We start from the raw sequence: 25,002 nt of genomic DNA, 5'->3' as shown, positions 1-25,002 counted from the left end.
GGTAGACCGAATCCGATTCAGGAGCCACAAGAGATGACAGACGCAACCGACGAGAATCGCGACTCCTCCCGTCGCGGCCCCTCCCGAGTCGACGACGCCTTCCACGTCTTCGACACGACGCTGCGCGACGGTGCGCAGCGAGAGGGCATCAACCTCACCGTCGCGGACAAGCTGGCCATCGCACGGCACCTGGACGACTTCGGGGTGGGCTTCATCGAGGGCGGCTGGCCGGGGGCCAACCCGCGCGACACCGAGTTCTTCGCCCGCGCCCAGCAGGAGATCGCCTTCCAGCACGCCCAGCTCGTCGCCTTCGGCGCCACGCGCCGCGCCGGCGGCAAGGCGAGCGAGGACCCGCAGGTCAAGGCGCTGGTCGCGTCTGGTGCGCCGGTGGTCACGCTCGTCGCCAAGTCCCACGACCGGCATGTCGAGCTGGCGCTGCGTACGACCCTTGAAGAGAACCTGGAGATGGTCCGCGACACCGTCTCCTACCTCCGCTCCCAGGACCGCCGCGTCTTCGTCGACTGCGAGCACTTCTTCGACGGCTACCGCGCGAACCCCGAGTACGCGAAGGCGGTCGTCCGGGCGGCCTCGGAGGCCGGCGCCGATGTGGTGGTGCTCTGCGACACCAACGGCGGCATGCTCCCCGCCCAGGTCCAGGCCGTCGTCGCCACGGTCCTCGCCGACACCGGGGCACGCCTGGGCATCCACGCCCAGGACGACACCGGCTGCGCCGTCGCGAACACCCTCGCCGCCGTGGACGCGGGCGCGACCCACGTCCAGTGCACGGCGAACGGCTACGGCGAGCGCGTCGGCAACTCCAACCTCTTCCCGGTCGTCGCCGCCCTGGAGCTGAAGTACGGCATGAAGGTCCTCCCCGAGGGCGCCCTGAGCGAGATGACCCGCATCTCGCACGCGATCGCCGAGGTCGTGAACCTCACCCCGTCCACGCACCAGCCGTACGTCGGTGTCTCGGCCTTCGCCCACAAGGGCGGCCTGCACGCGTCGGCCATCAAGGTCGACCCGGCCCTGTACCAGCACATCGACCCCGAGCAGGTCGGCAACACCATGCGGATGCTGGTGTCCGACATGGCCGGCCGCGCCTCGATCGAGCTCAAGGGCAAGGAGCTCGGCGTCGACCTGGGCGGCGACCGCGAGCTGATCGGCCGGGTTGTCGAGCGGGTCAAGGCGCGCGAGCTCAAGGGCTACACGTACGAGGCCGCGGACGCCTCCTTCGAGCTCATGCTCCGGGAGGAGATCGAAGGCAAGGCCCGCAAGTACTTCGAGGTCGAGTCCTGGCGTGCCATCGTCGAGGACCGCCCCGACGGCAGCCACGCCAACGAGGCCACGGTCAAGCTCTTCTCCAAGGGCGAGCGCATCGTCGCCACGGCCGAGGGCAACGGCCCGGTCAACGCCCTCGACCGCGCCCTGCGCGTAGCCCTGGAAAAGATCTACCCCCAGCTCGCCAAGCTGGAGCTAGTGGACTACAAGGTCCGCATCCTGGAGGGCAAGCACGGCACCCAGTCCACGACCCGGGTCCTGATCTCCACGTCCGACGGCACGGGCGAGTGGTCGACGGTGGGCGTCGCCGAAAACGTGATCGCGGCGTCGTGGCAGGCCCTGGAGGACGCTTACACGTACGGGTTGCTGCGCGCGGGGGTGGAACCGGCGGAGTAGACGGCCCCTTTACGCCCCAGGCGCCTCGTGGCTGTCACGCCCCCATGTTCGCGAACGGGCGGGGCAGCCACAGCCCCCTGGTGTCGGAGGGCGTAGGACTGTCACGCACATGGGCAAGGAGCGCCGCGAGGCCGGGGTGCTCGTTGGCGGAGTGCCAGATGAGCGACCAGGGATAGACGGGCGTCGGCGCGACGACGGGGATGCGCCGGAGCCCGTGCTGCCTCGGCAGGTCGATCCTGACCCGCTCTCCGAAGAAGGTGAAGATCGAACGTGAGGAGCCGACCGACTCCAGGAGCGACTCCATCCCGAAGTTCGGGCCGGTCGAGTCGATGGTGAGTGAGAACTCCGCCGCGAATTCGCGATACCAGTCACCCCATTCGCTGCCTTCGACGATCCCCGGGACCCAGGCGGTGAAAGGGGCGAGTTCGGCCGGGCTGACGGATTCGGCTCCCGCGAGCGGATGGTGCTCGCCGACGATGATCTCCAGGGCCTCCAGGCAGGCGACCGCCCCGTCGAGCCCCGGGACGAGATCCTGGACGGGCTCCCGTTCGTAGACGAACGCCGCGTCGATCTCTCCGGCGGCGAGCGCACGGACCGCCGCGTCCACACCGTTCAGCATCACGGTCTTCAGCGGGATGTCCTGGTGCGCGCGATGGAACTCCAGCAGGACGGCCGATGTGGCGAGCCGATCGCCGAGTACGTCGACGCACAGCGGACGGGTCTCGCGCCGCACGGACTCGACGGCCTGTCCGACCGCGGAGAGTACGGCCCGGGCATGGGGCAGAAACTTCCGGCCGTCCGACGTCAGGATCGCCCCGGTGGCGATCCGCCGGAACAGCGTCACACCCAGCGACGATTCCAGGGCCGCGACGCGTTTTGACACGGCCTGCTGGCTGACGCCGAGCCGGACGGCCGCGTGCCGGAACTGTCCTTCCTCGGCCACGGCGACGAAGGCCCGCACGGTTTCCAGGTTCATGGGGCAGACGCTATGCGTACAACGAATGCTTGTGGCAGCGGGCCTTCGAGTTGTTTGATCCGCCCAGCTGACCATGGCTTTGATGGCGCTCCCGGCAACTCGGCGTTGTATCCCAGGAGCCCCACGTGTCCCGATCCTTCACGCACCTGCACGTCCATACCCAGTACTCGTTGCTGGACGGTGCCGCGCGGCTGAAGGACATGTTCAACGCGTGCAATGAGATGGGCATGACGCACATCGCGATGTCGGACCACGGCAACCTGCACGGGGCGTACGACTTCTTCCACACGGCGAAGCAGGCGGGGGTGACGCCGATCATCGGGATCGAGGCGTATGTCGCCCCGGAGTCGCGGCGGAACAAGCGGAAGATCCAGTGGGGTCAGCCGCACCAGAAGCGGGACGACGTGTCCGGTTCGGGTGGTTACACGCACAAGACGATCTGGGCGGCGAACAGGACCGGTCTGCACAACCTTTTCCGGCTGTCCTCGGACGCGTATGCGGAGGGCTGGCTGCAGAAGTGGCCGCGGATGGACAAGGAGACCATCTCCCAGTGGTCCGAGGGGCTGATCGCCTCCACGGGTTGTCCGTCGGGTGAGTTGCAGACGCGGTTGCGTCTGGGCCAGTTCGACGAGGCGGTGAAGGCGGCCTCGGAGTACCAGGACATTTTCGGCAAGGACCGGTATTTCCTGGAGTTGATGGACCACGGGATCGACATCGAGCGGCGGGTCCGTGACGATCTGCTGCGGGTGGGCAAGAAGCTGGGCATCCCGCCGCTGGTGACGAACGACTCGCACTACACGTACGCGCACGAGGCGACCGCGCACGACGCGTTGCTGTGCATCCAGACGGGCAAGAACCTCTCGGATCCGGACCGTTTCCGCTTCGACGGGACCGGTTATTACCTGAAGTCCACGGACGAGATGTACGCGGTGGACTCGTCGGAGGCCTGGCAGGAGGGGTGTGCGAACACCCTGCTGGTGGCCGAGCAGATCGACACGTCCGGCATGTTCGAGGCGAAGAACCTCATGCCGAAGTTCGAGATCCCCGACGGCTTCACCGAAGTCACCTGGTTCAGGGAAGAGGTCCTCAACGGCATGCGGCGCCGCTTTCCGCAGGGCTGGGAGGAGAGTTATCAGAAGCAGGCGGAGTTCGAGATGGACGTCATCATTCAGATGGGGTTCCCTGGGTATTTCCTCGTGGTCGCCGACTTCATCATGTGGGCCAAGAAACAGGGCATTGCGGTCGGCCCGGGCCGTGGTTCCGCGGCCGGGTCCCTGGTGTCGTACGCGATGGGGATCACCGACCTCGACCCGCTCGAACACGGTCTGATCTTCGAGCGGTTCCTGAACCCCGAGCGTGTCTCGATGCCCGATGTCGACATCGACTTCGACGAGCGTAGGCGCGTCGAGGTGATCAGGTATGTGACGGAGAAGTACGGCGCCGACAAGGTCGCGATGATCGGCACGTACGGAAAGATCAAGGCGAAGAACGCCATCAAGGACTCCGCGCGCGTCCTGGGTTATCCGTACGCGATGGGTGACCGGCTCACCAAGGCGATGCCCGCCGACGTGGGCGGTTCCGGTATCGAGCTCGCAGGGATCACGGACCCCTCGCACCCGCGTTACAGCGAGGCGGGCGAGATCCGGGGGATGTACGAGAACGAGCCGGACGTGAAGAAGGTCATCGACACCGCGAAGGGTGTCGAGGGGCTGGTCCGGCAGATGGGTGTGCACGCGGCCGGCGTGATCATGTCCAGTGAGCCCATCGTCGACCACGCCCCGATCTGGGTGCGGCACACCGACGGCGTGACCATCACGCAGTGGGACTACCCGCAGTGCGAGTCGCTCGGCCTGCTGAAGATGGACTTCCTCGGTCTGCGCAACCTCACGATCATGGACGACGCCATCAGGATGGTGAGGTCCAACAAGGGCCTCGACATCGACCTGTTGAGCCTTCCGTTGGATGACATCAGGACGTTCGAGTTGCTGGGGCGCGGCGACACGCTGGGTGTCTTCCAGTTCGACGGCAACGCCATGCGTTCCCTGTTCCGGCTGATGAAGCCCGACCAGTTCGAGGACATCACGGCTGTCACCGCCCTCTACCGGCCGGGCCCGATGGCGATGAACTCGCACACCAACTACGCCCTGCGCAAGAACGGACAGCAGGAGATCACGCCGATCCACCCAGAGGTCGAGGAACCGCTCAAGGACATCCTCGACCTCACCTACGGGCTGGTCGTGTACCAGGAACAGGTGCAGAAGGCTGCCCAGATCCTCGCCGGTTACAGCCTGGGCCAGGCCGACCTGTTGCGCCGGGCCATGGGCAAGAAGAAGAAAGAGGTGCTGGACAAGGAGTTCGTCCCGTTCCGCGACGGATGCAGGGAGCGCGGCTACTCCGACGAAGCCGTCAAGACCGTATGGGACGTGCTGGTCCCCTTCGCGGGCTACGCCTTCAACAAGGCCCACGCGGCGGCCTACGCCCTGGTGTCGTACTGGACGGCGTATCTGAAGGCGAACTACCCGGCCGAGTACATGGCCGCGCTGCTCACCTCGGTCAAGGACGACAAGGACAAGTCGGCGGTCTATCTGAACGAGTGCCGGCGTATGCGGATCAAGGTGCTGCCGCCGAACGTCAACGAGTCGGAGCAGAACTTCGCGGCGCAGGGTGACGACGTGATCCTGTTCGGGCTGTCGGCGGTGCGCAACGTCGGTACGAACGTGGTGGAGTCGATCATTCGCAGCCGTAAGGCCAAGGGGAAGTACGCCTCTTTCCCGGACTATCTCGACAAGGTCGAGGCGGTCGCCTGCAACAAGCGGACCACGGAGTCGCTGATCAAGGCGGGTGCGTTCGACACGATGGGGCACACCCGCAAGGGGCTGACCGCGCACTTCGAGCCGATGATCGACAACGTGGTGGCGGTCAAGCGCAAGGAGGCCGAGGGGCAGTTCGACCTGTTCGGCGGGATGGGCGAGGAGGACAACACCGAGCCCGGCTTCGGACTCGACGTGGAGTTCACCACCGACGAGTGGGACAAGGCCTATCTGCTCGCCCAGGAGCGGGAGATGCTCGGTCTGTACGTCTCCGACCACCCGCTGTTCGGTCTGGAGCACGTGCTGTCCGACAAGGCGGACGCGGGCATCAACCAGCTCACCGGCGGCGAGCACGCCGACGGCGCGGTCGTCACCATCGGCGGCATCATCTCCGGGCTCCAGCGCAAGATGACCAAGCAGGGCAACGCCTGGGCGATCGCCACCGTCGAGGACCTCGCGGGCTCGATCGAGTGCATGTTCTTCCCGGCCACCTACCAGTTGGTGTCGACCCAACTCGTCGAGGACACGGTGGTGTTCGTCAAGGGACGCCTCGACAAGCGCGAGGACGTGCCCCGCCTCGTCGCGATGGAACTCCAGGTCCCAGACCTGAGCCATGCCGGAGAGACAGCGCTCGTCCAGCTCGACATGGCACAGGCACAGGTGACGCCGCGGGCGGTCCGACAGCTGAAGGAGATCCTCTCCGCGCATCCCGGGCCGTCCGAGGTACGTCTGCGGGTGCGCGGCAGGACCAGGACGACGGTCTACCGGCTCGGGTACCGGGTCGACGCGCGACCGGAGTTCTGGGCCGACCTCAAGGCGGCGGTCGCGGTGACCCGGGTCGCCCGGGAGTCAGGCGGCGCGGCAGGTGGCCCCGCGTAGGGCCCCGGCCGCTATTGGAGCCGCCACTTCTGATTGGCAGCCCCCGTGCAGCTCCAGATCTGCGTCCGTGCCCCGTTCGTCGACGAGTTGTCGCTCACGTCCAGGCACTTGTTCGCCGCCGCGTTGACCACGTCACCCGTCGAGGCGTTGTACGACCAGCGCTGCGCCCCCGACCCGTTGCAGTCGTAGAGCTGGATCTTCGCCCCGTCCAAGACGGACGCGCCGGTGACGTCGAGGCACTTCCCGAGGGACCGGACCGAACCGTCCGCGGCGACCGTCCAGTTCTGCGCGGTCGAGCCGTTGCAGTCGTAGAGCTGGACCGCCGTGCCGTTGGCCGACGAACCGCCCGCCACGTCGAGGCACTTGCCCGCGAGCCCCACGAACGCGCCCGACTGGTCGCCGCCGCCCGACTGGGTGCCGGACCAGGTGAAGGTAGCCGAGGTCTTGCCGGGGAGCGAGTAAGTGGCGTGCTGTGAGCCCCAGTTGATCGTCATGGTCTTCGCTGTCGATGCGTCGTTGTATGCGATCAGCGCCTTCGAACCGTCCGGGTTCCGCCAGGCCACGTTCGGGACGGACGAGCTTGCCGTGGACGCGATGCGCTGGGCACCGGGGCGTACGAACTTCGTGAGATGGCCCATCGTGTAGTACTCGATGGTGTAGTCGACCTGGCCGTGCCGCGAGTCGCCGTTGTGGACGGTGATCAGGCCGTCGCAGGTGCCGCAGCCGCCGTTGTGCGGGCCGCGGTTCTGGTCCACGGCCAGCGACCACTTGGTCACCGACTTCGCCCAGTTGCGGGTGTAGTCGACGATGTTGAGCATGTCCTCGCGCTGCTGGTTGGCGATCCAGGTGCCGCCCGAGTGCTCGGTGCCGAAGGCGTCCAGCGAGGGGTACTGGTTGTGGACGGTGGTCTGCTTCGCCACATCACCGCCGTAGCCGTGCCAGGCGATCCCGCCGAAGTTCGGGTGCGCGCGGACCGCCGCGTCGTCGACGGTCTGGGCGGCGTACGCGTCGTACGTGTCCCAGTTCCAGTCGTGCGCGAGGACCTTCGTCGAAAGCCCCGCCGCCTGGAGCTTCGGCAGCAGCTCGCTCTTGGTGAAGTAGGCGAGGCCCGAGCCGTTCCAGCTCATGGAGGGGTAGCCGGCGCAGCAGGTCGGCTCGTTCTGGGCGGTGACGTAGTTGACGGGGACGCCCTGGTCGCGCCACGCCTGGAGGTACTTCACGAAGTACGAGGCGTAGGCCCCGTAGTTCTCCGCCTTCAGCCAGCCCCCGTTGAGCGAGCCGTTGTCCTTCATCCAGGCGGGCGCGGTCCATGGCGAGGCCGCCACGGTGAGCGCCGGATTCAGCTGTCTGGCCTGCCGGGTGAGCGGCAGTACGTCCTGGAGGTCGTGGGCGATCGAGAACTCGGAGAGGTCCGCGTCGGTCTGCCCGGCCGGCATGTCGTCGTACGTGTAGCCGAAGCGGGCCAGGTCGGAGCCGCCCATCGGGTTGCGGATGAACGAGAGCCCGATGCCGTCGGTCGGGGAGAACAGCTTGCTCATGGTCGCGTCGCGGGTCGCCTGGGTGAGGGCGCCGCTGCCGTCCATCAGCCAGGCCGCGGTGTCCGTGAAGGACGCGCCTCCGCCCGTGAAGGTCTGGTAGCGGGTGTTCTCGTCCACGGAGATGTTGTCGCCGCTGCCACCGCTGCCGGCCTGGAAGGCGAACGGGGTCTGGGCTTGGAGGCCCCGGACGACGTGACGGCCGCCGGTGTCGTCCGTCGTGGTGAGCCAGACCGAGACCTGCTCGCCCGCGGCCTGCGCGGGCGTGGCACCGACGGCGGTCAGCCCGGCGGTGGTGAGCAGTCCGGCGAGGAGGAGCCGGACCGCCCGGAGGGGTCTCGTGGAGGTGCCCGTGGTGCGTCTTCTCGGGGTGCTCATGGTGCGCCGCCCTTCTGGAGGTGGGGGAGATGGGGGCGTGCGAGGCGTGAGTTAATGACGGCTTCGAACGGCCGTCAAGGGGGTGCGCGTTCAATTTCCGAAGGAGCAACGGCCGTGATCCGGCCGGGAATTGGGTCCGCACCGCTTCTGACGTGAAGTATTGACGGCGTGGCGGTGCGCCAGTTAACTCACGGCGTGAGGTAAGTCATCGGATGTCAAGTCATAACAGCTGCACCAGAGCCGAGGGAAGGTCCATGCGAAGAACCGCCCTGCTCGTCTCCGCCACCCTGCTGACGGGGCTGCTCCCGTTCGCCGTGGCGGGCCCCGCCTCCGGAGCGGACGATCCGGCCCCCGCTCCCGTCGACAACTTCGAGGGCGAGGTGCCGTTCGCGAACCCGCCCGCCGAGTCCATCTTCACCTGGGGCAGCGACACGGACGACCCGCCCACACTGGAGTTCGCCGCCCGGGACGACGCGCCGCAGGGCGAGAAGGTCCTCTCCGGTACGTACGACATCAGCGGCTACGGCGGCTTCACACACGACTTCGCCTTCGACAAGCCGGCCCACGACTGGTCCGCGCGTCAGGGCATCCGCTTCTGGTGGGAGGGCCGGAACAACGGCAAGAAGGTCAACTTCGAGCTCAAGGACGGCGGCGCCAACGGCGAGGCCTCCGAGCTGTGGACCACGTCCTTCACGGACGACTGGACCGGCTGGAAACAGCTGGAGATCCCCTTCACCGCCTTCACCTACCGCACGGACTACCAGCCCGTCGGCGGCATCGACCAGGTCCTCGGCCTCACCGAGATGTGGGGTTACGCGCTCACGCTCCCGGTCGGGGGCGCGGACCAGTTCGCCATGGACGGCGTGGAGTTGTACGGCAAGGCCGACCAAACGCTGCGCGCCAACGTCGTCACCGACGCCGCCGTGTACCCCGTGAAGGAGGGCCGCTCGGCCGCCGTGAAGATCGCGGTCGCCACCACCGGCTCAGCGCCGATCGAGGAGCCCGTCACCGTCGCGTACGAGACGGCCGGCGGCACCGGCGAGTCCGGTAAGGACTACACCCCGGTCCAGGGCGAGTTGACCTTCCCGGCGGGCACGGCCTCCGGGACCTCCCGGACCGTCACCGTGCCGACCCTGCGCGACCGGGCGGGCGAGAACGCCGAGACCGTCCCGCTGAAGCTGACGGTCACCGGAGCGAAGGCACCCGCCGAGAATCCGCAGGTCGTGATCGACGCCCACGGACTCCCGTACCTGGACCCGAAGTTGCCGGTGAAGAAGCGGGTCGCCGATCTGCTCTCCCGGATGTCCCTCGCGGAGAAGGCCGGCCAGATGACCCAGGCCGAGCGCGGCGCGCTCACCACGCCGGGTGACATCGCCGCGTACGATCTCGGCTCGCTGCTCTCCGGCGGCGGTTCCACCCCGACGCCGAACACGCCCGAGGCCTGGGCCAAGATGATCGACGGCTTCCAACTCCGGGCGCAGGCCACCAGGTTCCAGATCCCGCTCATCTACGGCGTGGACGCGGTGCACGGCCACAACAACCTCGTCGGCGCCACGATCATGCCGCACAACATCGGCATCGGTGCGACGCGCGATCCTCAACTCGCCTACCAGGCGGGGAAGGTGACCGCCGCCGAGGTCCGGGCCACCGGCATCCCGTGGGACTTCGCGCCCTGTCTGTGCGTGACACGCGACGAGCGCTGGGGGCGGACCTACGAGTCGTTCGGTGAGGACCCGGCGCTCGTCGAGTCCATGGAGACCGTCATCCAGGGCCTCCAAGGGGCGCCCAGCGGCAAGGACTTGAAGAAGAACGACAAGGTCCTCGCCACCGCCAAGCACTTCGTCGCCGACGGCGGCACGGAGTACGGCTCGTCGACGACCGGCACGTACACCGTCGACCAGGGCATCACCAAGGTCACCCGGCAGGAGCTCGAAGCCGTCCACCTGGCTCCGTACCAGGAGGCCGTGGACCGGGGCGTCGGCACGGTCATGCCCTCGTACTCCTCGCTCGACATCCTCGGTGACTCCGAGGGCCCGGTGAAGATGCACGCGGACGCCGCGATGATCAACGGCGTGCTCAAGGACCGCATGGACTTCGACGGCTTCGTGATCAGCGACTGGCAGGCCATCGACCAGATCCCCGGCGACTACGCGAGCGACGTCCGTACGTCCATCAACGCGGGCCTCGACATGATCATGGTCCCGTACGCGTACAAGGACTTCCACAAGACGCTGTCGGACGAGGTGACCGCCGGCCGGGTCTCCGGGAAGCGGATCGACGACGCGGTGTCCCGCATCCTCACGCAGAAGTTCAAGCTCGGGCTCTTCGAGAAGCCGTACGCCGACACGAGCGGGGCCTCGGCGATCGGCTCGGCGAAGCACCGGACCGTGGCCCGCGAGGCGGCGGCCGAGTCCCAGGTCCTGCTGAAGAACGCGGGCGGCGTGCTGCCGCTGAAGAAGTCGCAGAAGGTGTATGTCGCCGGGTCCAACGCCGACGACATCGGCAACCAGACCGGCGGCTGGACCATCACCTGGCAGGGCGCGTCCGGGAAGATCACGGACGGGACGACGATCCTGGAGGGCATGCGGAAGGCGGCCGGGGGCGAGGTCACGTACTCCAAGGACGCGTCGGCGCCGACGGACGGCCATGACGTGGGGGTCGTGGTCGTCGGCGAGACCCCGTACGCCGAGGGCGTCGGCGATGTCGGCAACGGCAACGACCTGGTGTTCTCCGCCGCCGACCGGGCCGCCGTCGACAAGGTGTGCGGCGCCATGAAGTGCGCGGTGCTCGTCGTGTCCGGACGGCCGCAGCTCGTCGGCGACCAACTCGGTGACATCGACGCGCTGGTCGCGTCCTGGCTGCCGGGCACGGAAGGCGACGGCGTCGCGGACGTGCTCTACGGGAAGCGGGCCTTCACCGGTCAGCTCCCGCTCACCTGGCCGAAGTCGGAGGCCCAGCTGCCGATCAACGTCGGCGACTCCTCGTACGATCCGCAGTTCCCCTACGGATGGGGCCTGACCACGCGCACCTCCGTGCCGAGCGGCGGCACGAGCACGCTGAAGGCTCTCGCCGTCGCGGCCGCCCTGGCCGAGAGGACCGGATCGGAGGAGGCCGGGCGCCTGGTCGTCACCAAGGCGCGGCTGCTCGTCCAGCAGAAGATGGGGCAGACGATCACGGCGGCGAGCGCGAAGCCCTTCGCCGACGCCGATCACCTGCTGCTGACCGGCCGGTACGGGGAGGCGGTGGCGAAGCTGACGGCGGCCTACAAGGCGGCCTGACCCCGGAGGGCGGCGTACGCCGGGTCCGGTGGGTGGCGGGTGCGCCGCCCGCCACCCACCGGACCCGTGGCGGGTGCCCCGCCCGCCGGACCCGACGTACGTTTTCGGCCGCTCAGGAGTAGCTTCGAAGGTATGAAGGCCGCACAGACCCTCAGCCGAGGACTCTCCGCATTCCTGATCGCGTTCGCGGCCTTGGCGGTGCTGTCCGTCGGGGCCACGGGCGCCCGCGCCGCCACGGACGTCTCGACGGTCGCGGACGCCCTGCGGGAGAGCCCCGTGTACGTCGACCCGGCCATGTCCGGGCAACTGTCGTCGGCCGACGCCGACGCCCTGGCCGAGAAGATCGAGAAGGCCGACAAGCCGGTCATGGTAGCCGTGCTCCCCGCGGACTTCCCGAAGCAGGACCTCTTCCAGAACCTGCGCACCGCGACCGGCGTCGCGGGCCTGTACGGCGTACGGCTCGGCGACGCGTTCGACGCGAAGGCGGACGCCTCGGTCCTGCCGCCGAACGGTGTGAAGAACCTCGTCACCAGCGTCCAGGGCGAGGACACGAAGACCCAGCTCGACGACTTCACCGACCGGGCCCTCGCCAACGTCGGCGGTTCGGCGCCCAGCGGCTGGAGCGAGGGCGGGGGCGGCGTGGACACGGGCGCCCTGATCGCGGCCGGCGCGGTGATCGTGGCCGGCGGCGCGGGCGCGTACACGCTCGTGCGCCGCAACCGCCGCAGGAAGGACGCGGAGCGGCAGGCCGCGCTCGACAAGCTGCGCGTCGTCGTCGACGAGGACATCACCGCCTTCGGCGAGGAGCTCGACCGGCTCGACTTCCACCCCGCGGAGGCTGGCGCGGACGACGCGATGCGCGCCGACTACGAGCGCGCCCTCGACTCCTACGACAAGGCGAAGTCCTTGATGGCCGCGGCCACCCGCCCCGAGGAGGTGCGCGCGGTCACCCAGTCCCTGGAGGACGGGCGCTTCTCGCTCGCCGTGCTCGCCGCGCGCCGCGAGAGCCTGCCCGTCCCCGAGCGCCGGGCCCCCTGCTTCTTCGACCCGCGCCACGGGCCGTCGGTCGCCGACGCCACCTGGACGCCGTCGGGCGGGGCCGCCCGCGAGGTGCCGGTCTGCGCCGCCGACCAGGTCCGTCTCACCGAGGGCCACGACCCCGCCGTCCGCGAGGTCGACACGGACTATGGCCGCCGCCCCTACTGGGAGGCGGGACCGGCGTACGGCCCTTGGGCGGGCGGCTACTTCGGCGGCGGCATCCTGCCCGGCCTCCTCGTCGGCACCCTGCTCGGCTCCATGATGGCCAGCCCGTCGTACGCGGCCGACTACGGCTCCGGATACGGGGACTTCGGCGGCGGAGGATACGAGGGCGGGGACGTGTCCGGCGCCGACTTCGACTCCGGTGACTTCGGGGGCGGCTTCGGAGGCGGGGACTTCGGGGGCGGCGGGGACTTCGGCGGGGGTTTCTGAACGGGCGTGGGCACGAGTACGGGCACGGGCCCGGCGCTGTGCGGCGCCGGGCCCGTGGGTGTCGTGCGAGATACGGGAGTTGAGGCAGGCGTCAGAGGGTCGACGCCGCGGCGGTGATGGCCGAGGCGAAGGTCGAGACCTCGCTGTAGACGCCGGGGGCGTTGGGCCGGGCGCAGCCGTCGCCCCAGCTGACTATGCCGACCTGGATCCAGGCGCCGGCGTTGTCCCTGCGGAACATCGGGCCGCCGGAGTCGCCGTTGCAAGTGTCGATGGCGCCCTGCTGGAATCCGGCGCAGATCTCTTCGCCGGGAACGAGGTTGTCGTACAGGCCGCCGTTCGCCTTGCAGGAGGCGTCGCTGATGAACGGAACGGTCGCCTTGAGCAGGTACCGCGACGTGGGACCGCCCTCGCGGATCCTGCCCCATCCGGCGACGTTGAAGTTGCCGGTGTTGTACTGCGTGGTGGTGGCGATCTTCAGGGTCGGCAGGTTGATGGGCTGGGCGAGCTTGATGAGCGCCCAGTCCTTGCCGCCGACCTCGCCGGTGGGGTCGTAGCCGGGGGCCTGGTACACCTTGGTGGACCTGACCCGGACCCGGCCGGTGGTGGACTGGAGGTCCACGACGCCGGCGGTGGCGGTGATGCTGGTGTTGTTGCCGGTGCCGTCCACACAGTGCGCGGCGGTGAGCACGATCTGCTGGGTGAGGAGCGAGCCGCCGCAGCCCATGGAGAGCGAGACCATGAAGGGGAACTCGCCCTGTGCGGCGCGGGTTCCGCCGACGACGGGTGCCGGGGCCGCGTTGGCGGCGGAGACGGGCTGAAGGCTGACGACCGCGAGGGCTGCCGCGCCGGCGACGGCACATCTCTTGAGGGTCTTGAGGAGGTGCTTCAACGTGATGCCTTCCGTGGGGGGTTGACATACGAGCTGATGGAGGCCAGATACAGAGAAATGGCAGGCTCATGCCACCAGATGCGAAAATGCTCGCGTTGGTTGCCATGAACCGGCCATTTTCTGTTGAGGGATTATGAGAACGCTGTGAGCGCTCCCACGAGGGGCGATGTCCGGCCAAGCGCATCAGGCCAAGCGGTGGGTACCCGGCGGTCCCTGGGTGGGGCATGGGCATGGGTGCGGACATGGGTACGGACATGGGTACGGGCCCGGCGCTGAGGAGCGCCGGGCCCGTGGAGGCCGTACGGAAGATGGGCAGTCGTACGGAAGATGAGGCAGGTGTCAGAGAGTCGCTGCCGCGGCGGTGATGGCCGAGGCGAAGGTCGAGACCTCGCTGTAGACACCGGGGGCGTTGGGCCGGGCGCAGCCGATGCCCCAGCTCACGATGCCGACCTGGATCCACGCGTTGGCGCTGTCCCGGCGGAACATCGGGCCGCCGGAGTCGCCCTGGCAGGTGTCGACACCGCCGGCCGCGTAGCCGGCGCAGATCTCGTCGCCCGCGACGAGGCCGCTGTAGCCGCTGTAGGCGCGGCAGGTGGCGTCGCTGACGAACGGCACGGTCGCCTTGAGCATGTACCGCTGCTGGGCGCCGCCCTCGGAGGCCGAGCCCCAGCCGGCGACGGTGAAGGTGCCGGTGTTGTACTCCGTGGTGGTGGCGATCTTCAGGGTGGCCTGCGTGGTGATGGGCGAGGCGAGCTTGATGAGCGCCCAGTCCTTGCCGTTGCCGTTGTAGCCGGGGGCCTGGTACACGTACGTGGACTTGACCTGGACCCGGCCGGTGGTCGACTGGAGGTCCACGACACCGGCGGTGGCCGTGATGCTGGTGTTGGCGCCGGTGCCGCTCACACAGTGCGCGGCGGTGAGCACGATCTGCTGGGTGAGGAGCGAGCCGCCACAGCCCATCGAGAGCCGGACCATGAAGGGGAACTCGCCCTGCGCGGCGCGGGTTCCGCCGACGACGGGTGCCGGGGCGGCGCTGGCGGGGGAGACGGGCTGAAGGCTGATGACCGCGAGGGCGGCCGCGCCGGCGACCGCGCATCTCTTGAGGACCTTGACGAGGTTCTTCAACGTGATGCCTTCCGTGGGGGGTTGACATGCGGGCTGGTGGAACCGGGTGCGGCAGAAGAGTCAGGAATGTCAGGAACATGCCAACGGATCTGGCAAGCGATCGCGATGGCTGGCATGGACTGGTCAATTCCGTTGAAGGATTATGCGAACGCTGTGACTGTCCCCACAAGGGGTGGAACCGGCCGACCATATCCGGTCAGTGCGCGGCGCGTAAGGGCCGTGACCGACACGGGAGTTGAGTGGCTCAGCGGCTCGTCAGCTCGGCGGCTCAGCGGTCAAGGCGGGTCGGTGGCCAAGGCGGGTCGGTGGCCAAGGCGTCTCAGTCGGACAGATCCGGCAGTGCCAGCCACTGCTTCCAGGACAGGTCCCGGCCGATGAAACGCGGCTGTTCGAAGGGCCACGCCTCACCGATCCACCGCGGCACGAGCGCGTCGAGGTCCCGCTCCAGATCGGTCCCCACTCGCTCGTCGACGACCCACCAGGAGATCTCGGCATCGGCACCGGCCTTATCCGGCAGGTCGATGTAGACGCACCCGTACTCGGCGCTCTCCGCCTCGTCGAACAGTACGTAGTTGAAGGACTTGTGAGCGGCGATCTCGGCCTCGTGCCGCTCCAGGTCCGCCCGGTTCGCCTCGTACGTGATCGTGGCGGCGGGCCATCCCCAGGCCTCCCCGAAGATGGACCACAACCGCTCCCGCGACCCCATCACCGCCGGGTAGTCGATCGCGGCGTCGCCCCCGGTGATCGGCCGCAGATGGTGCCCGCCGGGCACGTCGACGCGCAGCGGATGGGCGAAGTCAGCGGGCAGCCAGGTCATCCCCGGAGGCTAACCGCCTGCCCACCGACCCGCACCGGGTTATTCCGGCGGTTGTTCCGTCACGCGGACCGTGCGGCGGGAGCCGTGAGGGCCCTGCCTGTTATGCGGACCGTGCGGCGGGAGCCGTGAGGGCCCTGCCTGTTATGCGGACCGTGCGGCGGGAGCCGTGAGGGCCCTGTTCTGTTATGCGGACCGTGCGGCGGGAGCCGTGAGGGCCCTGTTCTGTTATGCGGACCGTGCGGCGGGAGCCGTGAAGGCTCTGTTCTGTTATGCGGACCGTGCGGCCGGAGCCGTGAGGGCCCTGTTCCGTCGCGCGGCGCCTCCCGCCACGAGGGCGAGCCCCACCAGCACCAAGCTCACCCACACCGGCGAGCGGTACCCCAGCCCCGCCCCGAGCGCGAGCCCGCCCAGCCAGGGCCCGAGCGCCCCGCCCACGTTGAACGCGGCCGTGGCGAAACCGCCTGCCAGGGTCGGCGCGTCGGCAGCCTCGTACAGCACGCGGGAGATCAGCGTGGACCCGATGCCGAACGACAACACGCCCTGGACGAAGGCGAGTACGACCGCCGCCACCGGATTCCCGGCAGTCAGCCCGAGGAGGCCCCACCCGAGGAACAGCGTCATGCCGCCCACGACGAGGACCTGGCCGGGCCGGGTGTCGGCGATCCGCCCGGCGACGGCGGCCCCGACGAACGACCCGCACCCGAAGAGCGCGAGCACGAGGGGCACCCACGCTTCTCCCAGCCGGGTGACGGAGGTGATGAGCGGCGCGAGATAGGTGAAGGTGCAGAAGGTGCCGCCGTTCACCAACGCCCCGAGAAGCAGAGCCACTTGAAGCCGGGGTGCGCGAAGGGCCCGCACCTCGCTCCGCACACTCACGCGAGCGGCCTCGGGCACCCCGCCCGGCACGGACCGCACGATCGCGAAGAGGGCGGGCACGGACAGTACGACGACGGCCCAGAAGGCGGCCCGCCATCCCCACAGCTGCCCGAGGACGGCACCGCCCGGCACTCCCGCCACACAGGCGACGGTGACCCCGCCGAGCAGCACGGACATGGCCCGCCCCTTCGCGTCGGCGTCGACCATCGCCACGGCCGTCACCACGGCGACCGCGAGAAACCCGGCGTTGGCGAGTGCGCCCACGACACGGGTCACCAACAGCACGGCGAAGCTGTCGGTGACCGCGCCGACGACATGAACCACCAGGAAGACGCTCAGAAAACCCAGCAGCGCGGCACGCCGGGACCAGCGCCGTGCCAGCACGGCCATGAGCGGCGCCCCCACGACCATTCCCACGGCGAACGCCGAGGTCAGCGACCCGGCCGCCGGTACGGACACCCCCAACTCCGGTGCGATGTCGGGCACCAGCCCGGCCAACATGAACTCAGAAGTCCCCTGAGCGAAGACAGCGAGCCCCAACAGATACAGCCCAAACGGCATGACAGAACTCCGCACACCCGAAACGAACATGACAGTCGGCGCGGCGTTCCGGCGGTGGTTACGGCGATGTCAGTGACGGCGATGACAGTGACAAGGGCGGGAGCGCGTACGCGCTCGACCGCGACACTTCAGCCGAACATCCCGAGCAGCCACCGGAGAGCCGGTGGCCGAAGTCTTGACGCCTCGGGGCTGGACATGGAGGCAGGCTAGTGAGGCCGGACTTTCCCGGTCCACTCAATTACCGACGGCCACGCCTATCAGGACGGGGAGTTGCGGCATGAACGCGGACATCGGCGCGCAGTAGCGTCAGAGCCCTGTACGTCGTCAGAGTCCCGATACGGTCGACCCGCCCCCACTAGGACAGGAGCTGTCCTAGTACCGGCCTACCGTCCTTCCATGGACGAGACTTCCGCGAACTCCGAGACCTCCGCAGCCTTCGAGTTCTCCGTATCCTCCGAGACCTCTGGCACTCCCGATGGGCCCGACGCCCCTGGCGTTGCCCTTGAAGCTCCCGACACCTTCGGCGGCTTGGAGATCAGGACCTTTCCCGACGCGGAGCACCTCGACGCCTGGATATCCGCCCGTTCCGGTCTCCGTGGTGGCGTCTGGCTGAAGGTCGCCAAGAAGGGATCCGGTCTGCCCTCGGTCACCGTGGCGGAGGCCCTCGACGTGGCCCTCTGCCACGGCTGGATCGACGGTCAGCGGCGGCGCCTCGACGAGTCGTACTTTCTGCAGAAGTACACCCCGCGCAGGCCGGGCAGCCTCTGGTCGATGGTCAACGTGCGCAAGGTCGAGGCCCTCACCGAGGCCGGCCGGATGCGGCCCGCGGGGCTCGCGGAGGTCGCTGCGGCGAAGGCGGACGGCCGGTGGGAGGCGGCGTACGAGTCCCAGCGGAACGCCACGGTCCCGGACGACCTGGCCGCCGCTCTGGACCGCAGCCCCCGCGCGAAGACCTGCTTCGAGGGGCTCGGCAGGACTGGCCGGTACCAGGTCATCCTGGGCCTGTTGACGGCGAGGACCCCGGAGGTCAGGGCGGCCCGGCTGGACAAGGCGATCGCCCGGCTGGAGAAGGCGATCGCGCATCTGGAGTCGGGCCGACAGTCGCGGTGACGCCAGTGATCAGTGCTGCTCACGCCAGTGATCAGTGCCGCTGGGGCCCGGGCCGGAAGAGCTCGTTGAGGTCCGTCTGGCTCAGCTGGTCGTCCGCGTACGAGAACGTGCCCTGGTCGGCCAGCTCCCGCGCGGCGCGCAGCAGGTGACCGTACATCGCGCGGGCGATGCTGCCGCCGACGGTGACCCGCCGTACGCCGAGTGCGCGCAGGTCGTCCAGCGACAGCGCGTTGCCGGTGAGGCCCATGACCACGTTGAGCGGGCCGTCGAGTTCGCGCACCAGCGTGCCGATGGTCGCGGCGTCGGCGGCACCCGGCACGAACGCGCAGTCCGCGCCGGCCGCCAGATACGCGTTGGCCCGCCGAACGCACTCGTCGAGCGAACCGTCGACCAGCAGTACATCGGTCCGGCCGACCAGGACGAACGGTTCGCCGCCGGTGTCGATGGCGGCCCGGGCCGCGCGGATACGGTCCACCGCGAGCGCCTCGTCGTAGAGCGGCCGGGCGCGGTCGCCGGTGAAGTCCTCGATGTTGCCGCCCGCGGCTCCGGCCTTGAGGGTCATCGAGATCGTGGTCGCCACGGTCTCGGGCGCTTCGCCGTACCCGTCTTCGAGGTCCGCGCTCACCGGCACCGTGAGCTCGTCGGCGATCTCACGGACCCGGCCCATCATCGTCTCGCGGTCGACGCGGTCCTCCGGGGCCTGCTCCGCGAAGAAGTCGTGGTCCGGGCGTCCGAGGGAGAACGCGACACCCGCGCTCGTGGTCGCCACGGCGGGGAAGCCGGCCGACTCCAGGATGCGCGCGCTGCCCACGTCCCACGCGTTGGGGAGCAGGAAGCAGCCCTCCCGGTGCAACTCGACGAAGCGTTCCGCTCGTTCTCGGCTGTCGCTGTTCACGCGGCCCATCCCCGTCTCTCCGACGACCAGGGACCACAAGCCGGAACCTCTGATCCACCCATCGACTGATCCGCTGTCGCCCCCAGTACACACCAGAGCGCCCGTCTCCCGCTCCCAAGGAGCCGGACGACGGGCGCGCTCAGCGGCGAAAAAGAAAGCCGGTGGCAGAACCCCGCAAAGGACCCTGCAAGTACCCTGAACCCGATCAGTCGGCGTTCTTGATCGCCGAGATGTCGAAGTTCAGCTTGATCTTGTCGGAGACGAGCACCCCGCCGGTCTCCAGCGCCGCGTTCCAGGTGAGGCCCCACTCGGAGCGCAGGATCTCCGCCTTGCCCTCGAAACCGACGCGCTCGTTGCCGAACGGGTCCTTCGCGGAGCCGTTGAACTCCAGGTCGATGGCGAGCTGCTGGGTGGTGCCGAGGATCGTCAGGTCACCGGTGATGCGGTAGTCGTCGCCACCGAGGGCCTCCGCCTTGGTGGAGCGGAACGTCATCGTCGGGAACTCGTCCGTCTTGAAGAAGTCAGCGCTCTTCAGGTGACCGTCACGGTCGGCGGAACCGGTGTCGATGCTCTCCATCTTGACGTCGAGGGAAGCCGTCGACTGCGACGGGTCGGCGCCGTCGAGGTGCAGGCTGCCGGTGAAGTCCTGGAAGCCGCCCTTGACGTTCGTCACCATGGCGTGACGGGCGACGAAGCCGATCGTCGTGTGGGACGGGTCGATCGTGTAGTCGCCGGTGAGGGCGGCCAGGTCGGGGTTCACACCGGCGGGCGCGGTGGTGGTGGCGGTGTCGTCCTTGCGGCCGAAGAGACCCATGACTAGCTCCTTGGGGGACGAGCCCCGGCCCTGCGCCGAAGCTGTTTAACGTTCAACGACATCGACCATAGACCTATTCCCTACGGGTTTCAACTGAACGCGTGGCGTGTCACGCCGACTACGTCTGGTCGTCATTGGTCTAGTCCTGTGTCCGGCCCTAAAAGCGCCCTAAAAGCACCCGTTGTCCCTCTGGTGAGCACACGGCACCTCGGGCACCATCGCCTGGCATGACCCCCACCCGCCGTACGTTCCTCATGGCAGCGGCGCTCACGGCGAGCCCGGCACTCATGCCCGCCCCTTCCGCGCATGCGGCCCGTCCTTCCGCGCCTGCCCCCAGCGGCGACGAGTACGCAGTCCGCGACGACGAGTACGACGCCCTCCGTCTCCGCTGGCTGGAGATCGCCCTCGGTACCGGCTACGACCCGGCCGCCGAGCCGTACGCCACCCGCCTCGCCGAGACCGGCGAACTGGCCCGCGGTTTCCGGCGGACCATGGCCCCGACCGCCACCTCCCTATGGCCGGGCTACGCCTACGACCCGCCGACCGGAATCACCCAGAGCTACAGCCGGCTGTGGACGATGACGCAGGCGTACGTCCAGGAGGGCACCGGCTCCACCGGCGACGCGGGTCTGCGGGCCGACATCCTCCGCGGCCTCGACCACGTCTCCGCCACCGTCTACAACCCCTCCACCACCCGCTACGGCAACTGGTGGGAGTGGCAGATCGGCAGCCCCCGCCTCCTCATGGACACCGTGGCCGCCCTCCACGGCGAGCTCACCGACGCCCGGGTCGCCGCCGCCTGCGCCGCCGTCGACCACTTCATCCCCGACTCCATGCTCCGCGACTACTCGGGCACCTCGACCGGCGCCAACCGCGTCGACCTGTGCCGCTCCGTCGCCCTGCGCGGCATCCTCGGCCGCGCCCCCGAGAAGCTCGCACTCGCCCGCGACGCGCTCTCGCCGGTCTTCCCGTACGTCACGAAGGGGGACGGGCTGTACGCCGACGGGTCGTTCGTCCAGCACACCTGGGTCGCGTACTCGGGCACGTACGGGCAGGTCCTGCTCGACGGGCTCGGGCGCCTCTTCGCGCTGCTGGCCGGTTCGTCGTGGGAGGTGACCGACGCCGGCCGGCAGATCATCCTCGACAGCGTGGAAGGTGCCTACGCGCCCCTGATCCACGACGGGTTGATGATGGACAGCGTCAACGGCCGTGCCATCAGCCGCGGTTACCTCAAGATCGACGACCGCCACATCATGCGCAGTGACCACTTCCACGGGCAGGCACTGATCGCCGCCATCGTGCTCCTCGCCCAGGGCGCGAGCGCGGCGGAGCGCGAGCGCTGGCACGCGAGCGTCAAGGGCTGGATCGAACGGGACACGGTCACCCCGCTTCTGACGGCTCCTCAGTTCGGTGTCGCCGACCTGGCACGGCTGCACGCGGTCGCGGACTCGGCGGTCGAGGCCGCGCCCGAGCCGGTCGGCCACCGCCTCTTCGCCGCCATGGACCGTGCCGTCCACCGCCGCCCCGGCTTCACCGCGAACATCGCCATGGCGAGCGACCGGATCGCGCACTACGAGTGCGGCAACGGCGAGAACCCGCGCGGCTGGCACACAGGCGCCGGAACGCTCTACTGGTGGGCCGGTGGTCCGGGTGGTCGGAGTGGCCGGGCCGATCAGTACACCGACTGGTACTGGCCGACCGTCGACTGGTACCGGCTGCCCGGCACGACGGTGTCCACCAAGCGGCTCGCGGACCGGGCGGGCGGCGAGTGGGGCGAGCCCAAGCCCGCCGTGCGCTGGGTCGGGGGCGCGACGGACGGGGAGTTCGCGGCGGTCGGACAGCACCTGAAGGGGCTCGGGTCGACCCTGGAGGCCCGCAAGTCCTGGTTCTGCCTCGCGGACACGATCGTCTGCCTGGGCGCCGGGATCACGGCCACCGACGGCGTCCCGGTCGAGACGGTCGTCGACAACCGCAACCTGGGGGAGGGCGGCACCCAGACCCTCGTACGAGGTCCCGGGTGGGCCCACCTCGAAGGGCACGGCGGCTGGGTGGTCCTGGACCGGTCCGCCCTGCACACCCTCCGCGAGGACCGCACCGGCGCCTGGTCCGACATCAACACCACCAGCACCACCGAACGCCGGACCCGCCGCTGGCAGACCCTCTGGCTGGACCACGGCACGGACCCGGTGGACGCCACGTACGCGTACGCCGTCCTGCCCGGCGCCTCACGCCGCACGGTCGCCGCCCACGCGTCGGCCGTCCGCGCGGCCGACCCGCGCCGAGGCCCGGTGATCCTGGCCAACGACACCACCTGTCAGGCTGTGTCCGTGCCCTCCCTCGGGCTGACCGCCGCCAACTTCTGGCGGGCGGGCACGGCGGGCCCGCTCACCGCCTCGGCCCCCGCGAGCGTGCTCGTACGCCGTCGGGGCCGCACCGCCACCCTCTCCGTGAGCGAACCGTCGCGCACTGGCGAGGCCCTGGAGATCGTCTGGGACCACCCCGTACGCGGGGTCGTACGCGCCGATCCGGCCGTCGAGGTGCTCGCCGCCGGGCGCCGTCTGAGGGTGCGTGTCACTCCGGGGATGGCATGCGCCACGCACGAATGTGAGGTGACTCTCAGCTGATGGCTTTGTGTGACCTCTACAAGCCACACGCCCTCTGAGCAGTCAGATCGCCTGCATGCGGTCCAGGTTCTGTTCAGGGGTACCAGTAAAACGGGCCGGAGACTGTACGGAGTCGACGTCTCGCTTTCCTTGGTGGGCTTCGTAAGGTCGCTACATGACCGTTTTGGACGAGACCGGGCCTTCGGCCGGCGAACCCACCGACGCCCGCGGGCGTGTGGCCGAGCTGCACGCGATCCGCGCGGAGGCCCTGCGGGGTCCCAGTGAGAAGGCGACGGCGGCGCAGCACGCCAAGGGCAAGCTGACTTCGCGGGAGCGGATCGAGCTTCTGCTGGACGCCGGTTCGTTCAACGAGGTCGAGCAGTTGCGCCGCCACCGGGCGACCGGGTTCGGGCTGGAGGCGAAGAAGCCGTACACGGACGGTGTGGTCACCGGCTGGGGCACGGTGGAGGGCCGCACGGTCTTCGTGTACGCGCACGACTTCCGGATCTTCGGCGGTGCGCTGGGCGAGGCGCATGCCACGAAGATCCACAAGATCATGGACATGGCCATCGCGGCCGGTGCGCCGCTGGTCTCGCTGAACGACGGTGCGGGGGCCCGTATCCAGGAGGGTGTCAGCGCGCTCGCGGGCTACGGCGGCATCTTCCAGCGCAACACCCGCGCCTCCGGCGTCATCCCCCAGATCTCCGTGATGCTCGGCCCGTGCGCGGGCGGCGCGGCCTACAGCCCCGCCCTGACCGACTTCGTCTTCATGGTCCGTGAGACCTCGCAGATGTTCATCACCGGCCCGGACGTGGTCAAGGCGGTCACCGGCGAGGAGATCACCCAGAACGGTCTGGGCGGCGCGGACGTGCACGCCGAGACCTCCGGCGTGGCGCACTTCGCCTACGACGACGAGGAGACCTGCATCGCGGAGGTGCGCTACCTCCTGTCGATGCTGCCGCAGAACAACCGCGAGAACCCCCCGGTCACCCACCCCGAGGACGCCTCGGACCGCCGCTCGGACGTGCTCCTCGACCTGGTCCCGGCGGACGGCAACCGGCCGTACGACATGACGAAGGTCATCGAGGAGCTCGTCGACGACGGCGACTACCTGGAGATCCACGAGCGCTGGGCCCGCAACATCATCTGCGCCCTGGCCCGCCTCGGCGGCCAGGTGGTCGGCATCGTCGCCAACCAGCCGCAGAGCCTGGCCGGGGTGCTGGACATCGAGGCGTCGGAGAAAGCTGCGCGTTTCGTCCAGATGTGCGACGCTTTCAACATCCCGATCATCACGCTGCTGGATGTTCCCGGGTTCCTCCCGGGTGTCGACCAGGAGCACGGCGGCATCATCCGGCACGGCGCGAAGCTTCTGTACGCCTACTGCAACGCGACCGTGCCGCGGATCTCGCTGATCCTCAGGAAGGCGTACGGCGGCGCGTACATCGTGATGGACAGCCAGTCCATCGGCGCGGACCTTACGTACGCGTGGCCCACCAACGAGATCGCCGTGATGGGTGCCGAGGGCGCCGCGAACGTCATCTTCCGCCGCCAGATCGCGGAGGCCGAGGACCCCGAGGCGATGCGCGTGCGCATGGTCAAGGAGTACAAGTCCGAGCTGATGCACCCCTACTACGCGGCCGAGCGCGGCCTGGTCGACGACGTCATCGACCCCGCCGAAACCCGCGAGGTCCTCATCAGGTCCCTCGCCATGCTCCGCACCAAGCACGCCGACCTGCCCTCCCGCAAGCACGGAAATCCGCCGCAGTAGTAACCCGGCGGACCCATCGCGGCAACCCCGCGGACCCCTCTCTCACGGAGACTCACACACATGGACATCCCTGATATTCGCGTCGAGAAGGGCCACGCCGAGCCCGAGGAAGTCGCCGCCATCACGGCCATCCTCCTGGCCCGCGCCGCCGCTGCCCCGGCGGCGGCCCCGGCCCACCGAGGCCGCCCGAAGGCCGGCTGGCGCCGCCTGGAGCGCACCCCGGGCTTCCGCGCCCCGCACTCCTGGCAGGGCTGAGCACCTGTTTGTCCAATCGCCGGACGGACTCCGCAAGGAGCCCGTCCGGCGATTGCTGTTTTCGGGACCGAGAATTAAATCCCGGGACTCCGACGGGGTCACTCGGACCAGAGCTCAGGCGGTCCCGACTTCACACTGCGAAGGAGCGTGCTCAGTACTTCTGGACCGGTGGACAGAACCTTGGTCGGGCTCTCGCTCTCGCGGAGGGATATGCCGTCTTCGGTGGCGGCGACTTCGACGCAGTTGTTGCCGGAGGCCTCAGAGAAGGACGACTTGAGCCATTGCAACT

At 69.1% G+C, this 25,002-nt stretch carries 17 protein-coding genes; 8 read left to right on the top strand and 9 right to left on the bottom strand.

Translation table 11 applies throughout. The features are described 5' to 3' along the window. Nucleotides 1–33: 33 nt before the first annotated feature. The gene (cimA, locus tag OHA11_RS12725) at nt 34–1,674 is read left to right on the top strand and encodes a citramalate synthase (protein WP_266495429.1); all 1,641 of its coding nucleotides are present in this window, start codon (nt 34–36) and stop codon (nt 1,672–1,674) included. A gap of 34 nt (nt 1,675–1,708) precedes the next feature. On the opposite strand, the gene OHA11_RS12720 is transcribed toward cimA, so the two are convergent. Continuing rightward, nucleotides 1,709–2,650 carry a LysR family transcriptional regulator gene (locus OHA11_RS12720; protein WP_266495427.1) on the bottom strand — a complete coding sequence of 314 codons (942 nt, stop codon included), beginning with the start codon at nt 2,648–2,650 and terminating at the stop codon, nt 1,709–1,711. A gap of 125 nt (nt 2,651–2,775) precedes the next feature. Between OHA11_RS12720 and dnaE the strand changes: the two genes are divergently transcribed. Further along, a complete protein-coding gene (gene dnaE / locus OHA11_RS12715) occupies nt 2,776–6,339 on the top strand; it encodes a DNA polymerase III subunit alpha (RefSeq protein WP_266495424.1) in 3,564 nt (1,187 codons plus the stop codon). An 11-nt stretch (nt 6,340–6,350) separates the two neighbouring features. Here dnaE and OHA11_RS12710 read toward each other — a convergent pair whose 3' ends face one another. Further along, nucleotides 6,351–8,252, bottom strand: a complete 1,902-nt coding sequence (locus tag OHA11_RS12710; RefSeq protein WP_266495421.1) for a ricin-type beta-trefoil lectin domain protein — start codon at nt 8,250–8,252, stop codon at nt 6,351–6,353. Between the two features lie 254 nt (nt 8,253–8,506). Here OHA11_RS12710 and OHA11_RS12705 point away from each other — a divergent pair, with 254 nt between their 5' ends. Both OHA11_RS12705 and OHA11_RS12700 read left to right on the top strand, forming a co-directional pair. Then, on the top strand, nt 8,507–11,530 hold the full coding sequence (locus tag OHA11_RS12705) for a glycoside hydrolase family 3 N-terminal domain-containing protein (RefSeq protein WP_266495419.1): 3,024 nt from the start codon (nt 8,507–8,509) through the stop codon (nt 11,528–11,530). 132 nt (nt 11,531–11,662) lie between these two features. Then, nucleotides 11,663–13,000 (top strand): hypothetical protein, encoded by a 1,338-nt coding sequence (locus tag OHA11_RS12700; RefSeq protein WP_266495417.1) that lies wholly within the window; start codon nt 11,663–11,665, stop codon nt 12,998–13,000. Nucleotides 13,001–13,091: 91 nt separating this feature from the next. Here the strand turns inward: OHA11_RS12700 and OHA11_RS12695 are convergent, their stop codons facing one another. The 4 genes from OHA11_RS12695 to OHA11_RS12680 form a co-directional block, all read right to left on the bottom strand. Further along, entirely contained in the window at nt 13,092–13,889 is a 798-nt protein-coding gene (locus OHA11_RS12695) for a trypsin-like serine protease (RefSeq protein WP_266495416.1), read from the bottom strand. A gap of 339 nt (nt 13,890–14,228) precedes the next feature. Further along, nucleotides 14,229–15,014, bottom strand: coding sequence for a trypsin-like serine protease (locus OHA11_RS12690; protein WP_266495415.1), 786 nt, complete (start codon nt 15,012–15,014; stop codon nt 14,229–14,231). Between the two features lie 319 nt (nt 15,015–15,333). Next, on the bottom strand, nt 15,334–15,831 hold the full coding sequence (locus OHA11_RS12685; protein ID WP_266495413.1) for an N-acetyltransferase: 498 nt from the start codon (nt 15,829–15,831) through the stop codon (nt 15,334–15,336). 267 nt (nt 15,832–16,098) lie between these two features. Beyond that, on the bottom strand, nt 16,099–17,268 hold the full coding sequence (locus OHA11_RS12680) for a Cmx/CmrA family chloramphenicol efflux MFS transporter (protein ID WP_266495411.1): 1,170 nt from the start codon (nt 17,266–17,268) through the stop codon (nt 16,099–16,101). 396 nt (nt 17,269–17,664) lie between these two features. On the opposite strand from OHA11_RS12680, the gene OHA11_RS12675 reads away from it, so the two are divergent. Further along, nucleotides 17,665–18,378 (top strand): YdeI family protein, encoded by a 714-nt coding sequence (locus OHA11_RS12675; RefSeq protein WP_266495408.1) that lies wholly within the window; start codon nt 17,665–17,667, stop codon nt 18,376–18,378. Between the two features lie 31 nt (nt 18,379–18,409). On the opposite strand, the gene OHA11_RS12670 is transcribed toward OHA11_RS12675, so the two are convergent. Together OHA11_RS12670 and OHA11_RS12665 are read right to left on the bottom strand one after the other, a co-directional pair. Continuing rightward, nucleotides 18,410–19,273 carry an isocitrate lyase/phosphoenolpyruvate mutase family protein gene (locus OHA11_RS12670; RefSeq protein WP_266495405.1) on the bottom strand — a complete coding sequence of 288 codons (864 nt, stop codon included), beginning with the start codon at nt 19,271–19,273 and terminating at the stop codon, nt 18,410–18,412. A 205-nt stretch (nt 19,274–19,478) separates the two neighbouring features. After that, nucleotides 19,479–20,087 (bottom strand): YceI family protein, encoded by a 609-nt coding sequence (locus OHA11_RS12665; RefSeq protein WP_266495402.1) that lies wholly within the window; start codon nt 20,085–20,087, stop codon nt 19,479–19,481. A gap of 227 nt (nt 20,088–20,314) precedes the next feature. Between OHA11_RS12665 and OHA11_RS12660 the strand changes: the two genes are divergently transcribed. The 3 genes from OHA11_RS12660 to OHA11_RS12650 all read left to right on the top strand — a co-directional run bounded on the left by OHA11_RS12660 (nt 20,315) and on the right by OHA11_RS12650 (nt 24,713). After that, nucleotides 20,315–22,711 carry a polysaccharide lyase 8 family protein gene (locus OHA11_RS12660; protein WP_266495399.1) on the top strand — a complete coding sequence of 799 codons (2,397 nt, stop codon included), beginning with the start codon at nt 20,315–20,317 and terminating at the stop codon, nt 22,709–22,711. Between the two features lie 154 nt (nt 22,712–22,865). Further along, nucleotides 22,866–24,458 (top strand): acyl-CoA carboxylase subunit beta, encoded by a 1,593-nt coding sequence (locus OHA11_RS12655; RefSeq protein ID WP_266495396.1) that lies wholly within the window; start codon nt 22,866–22,868, stop codon nt 24,456–24,458. Between the two features lie 60 nt (nt 24,459–24,518). Further along, nucleotides 24,519–24,713, top strand: a complete 195-nt coding sequence (locus tag OHA11_RS12650) for an acyl-CoA carboxylase subunit epsilon (RefSeq protein WP_266495393.1) — start codon at nt 24,519–24,521, stop codon at nt 24,711–24,713. Between the two features lie 98 nt (nt 24,714–24,811). Here the strand turns inward: OHA11_RS12650 and OHA11_RS12645 are convergent, their stop codons facing one another. Next, nucleotides 24,812–25,000: a DUF397 domain-containing protein gene (locus OHA11_RS12645; RefSeq protein ID WP_323186763.1), complete on the bottom strand. Its 189-nt coding sequence runs from the start codon at nt 24,998–25,000 to the stop codon at nt 24,812–24,814. Between the last annotated feature and the right edge of the window lie 2 nt (nt 25,001–25,002).

Origin of the sequence: Streptomyces sp. NBC_00878 (assembly GCF_026341515.1) — a bacterium.
Classification (GTDB): Bacteria; Actinomycetota; Actinomycetes; order Streptomycetales; family Streptomycetaceae; genus Streptomyces.
Note: the sequence above shows the minus strand (reverse complement) of the source record. Positions and strands in the feature narration are given on the sequence as shown.

Excerpts from the sequence above, each read along its gene's own strand:
- OHA11_RS12720 (WP_266495427.1), bottom strand. The coding sequence starts at position 2,650 with ATGAACCTGGAAACCGTGCGGGCCTTCGTCGCCGTGGCCGAGGAAGGA.
- cimA (WP_266495429.1), top strand. The coding sequence starts at position 34 with ATGACAGACGCAACCGACGAGAATCGCGACTCCTCCCGTCGCGGCCCC.
- OHA11_RS12700 (WP_266495417.1), top strand. The coding sequence starts at position 11,663 with ATGAAGGCCGCACAGACCCTCAGCCGAGGACTCTCCGCATTCCTGATC.
- OHA11_RS12685 (WP_266495413.1), bottom strand. The coding sequence starts at position 15,831 with ATGACCTGGCTGCCCGCTGACTTCGCCCATCCGCTGCGCGTCGACGTG.
- OHA11_RS12665 (WP_266495402.1), bottom strand. The coding sequence starts at position 20,087 with ATGGGTCTCTTCGGCCGCAAGGACGACACCGCCACCACCACCGCGCCC.
- OHA11_RS12675 (WP_266495408.1), top strand. The coding sequence starts at position 17,665 with ATGGACGAGACTTCCGCGAACTCCGAGACCTCCGCAGCCTTCGAGTTC.
- OHA11_RS12705 (WP_266495419.1), top strand. The coding sequence starts at position 8,507 with ATGCGAAGAACCGCCCTGCTCGTCTCCGCCACCCTGCTGACGGGGCTG.
- OHA11_RS12655 (WP_266495396.1), top strand. The coding sequence starts at position 22,866 with ATGACCGTTTTGGACGAGACCGGGCCTTCGGCCGGCGAACCCACCGAC.
- OHA11_RS12660 (WP_266495399.1), top strand. The coding sequence starts at position 20,315 with ATGACCCCCACCCGCCGTACGTTCCTCATGGCAGCGGCGCTCACGGCG.
- OHA11_RS12680 (WP_266495411.1), bottom strand. The coding sequence starts at position 17,268 with ATGCCGTTTGGGCTGTATCTGTTGGGGCTCGCTGTCTTCGCTCAGGGG.
- OHA11_RS12710 (WP_266495421.1), bottom strand. The coding sequence starts at position 8,252 with ATGAGCACCCCGAGAAGACGCACCACGGGCACCTCCACGAGACCCCTC.
- OHA11_RS12650 (WP_266495393.1), top strand. The coding sequence starts at position 24,519 with ATGGACATCCCTGATATTCGCGTCGAGAAGGGCCACGCCGAGCCCGAG.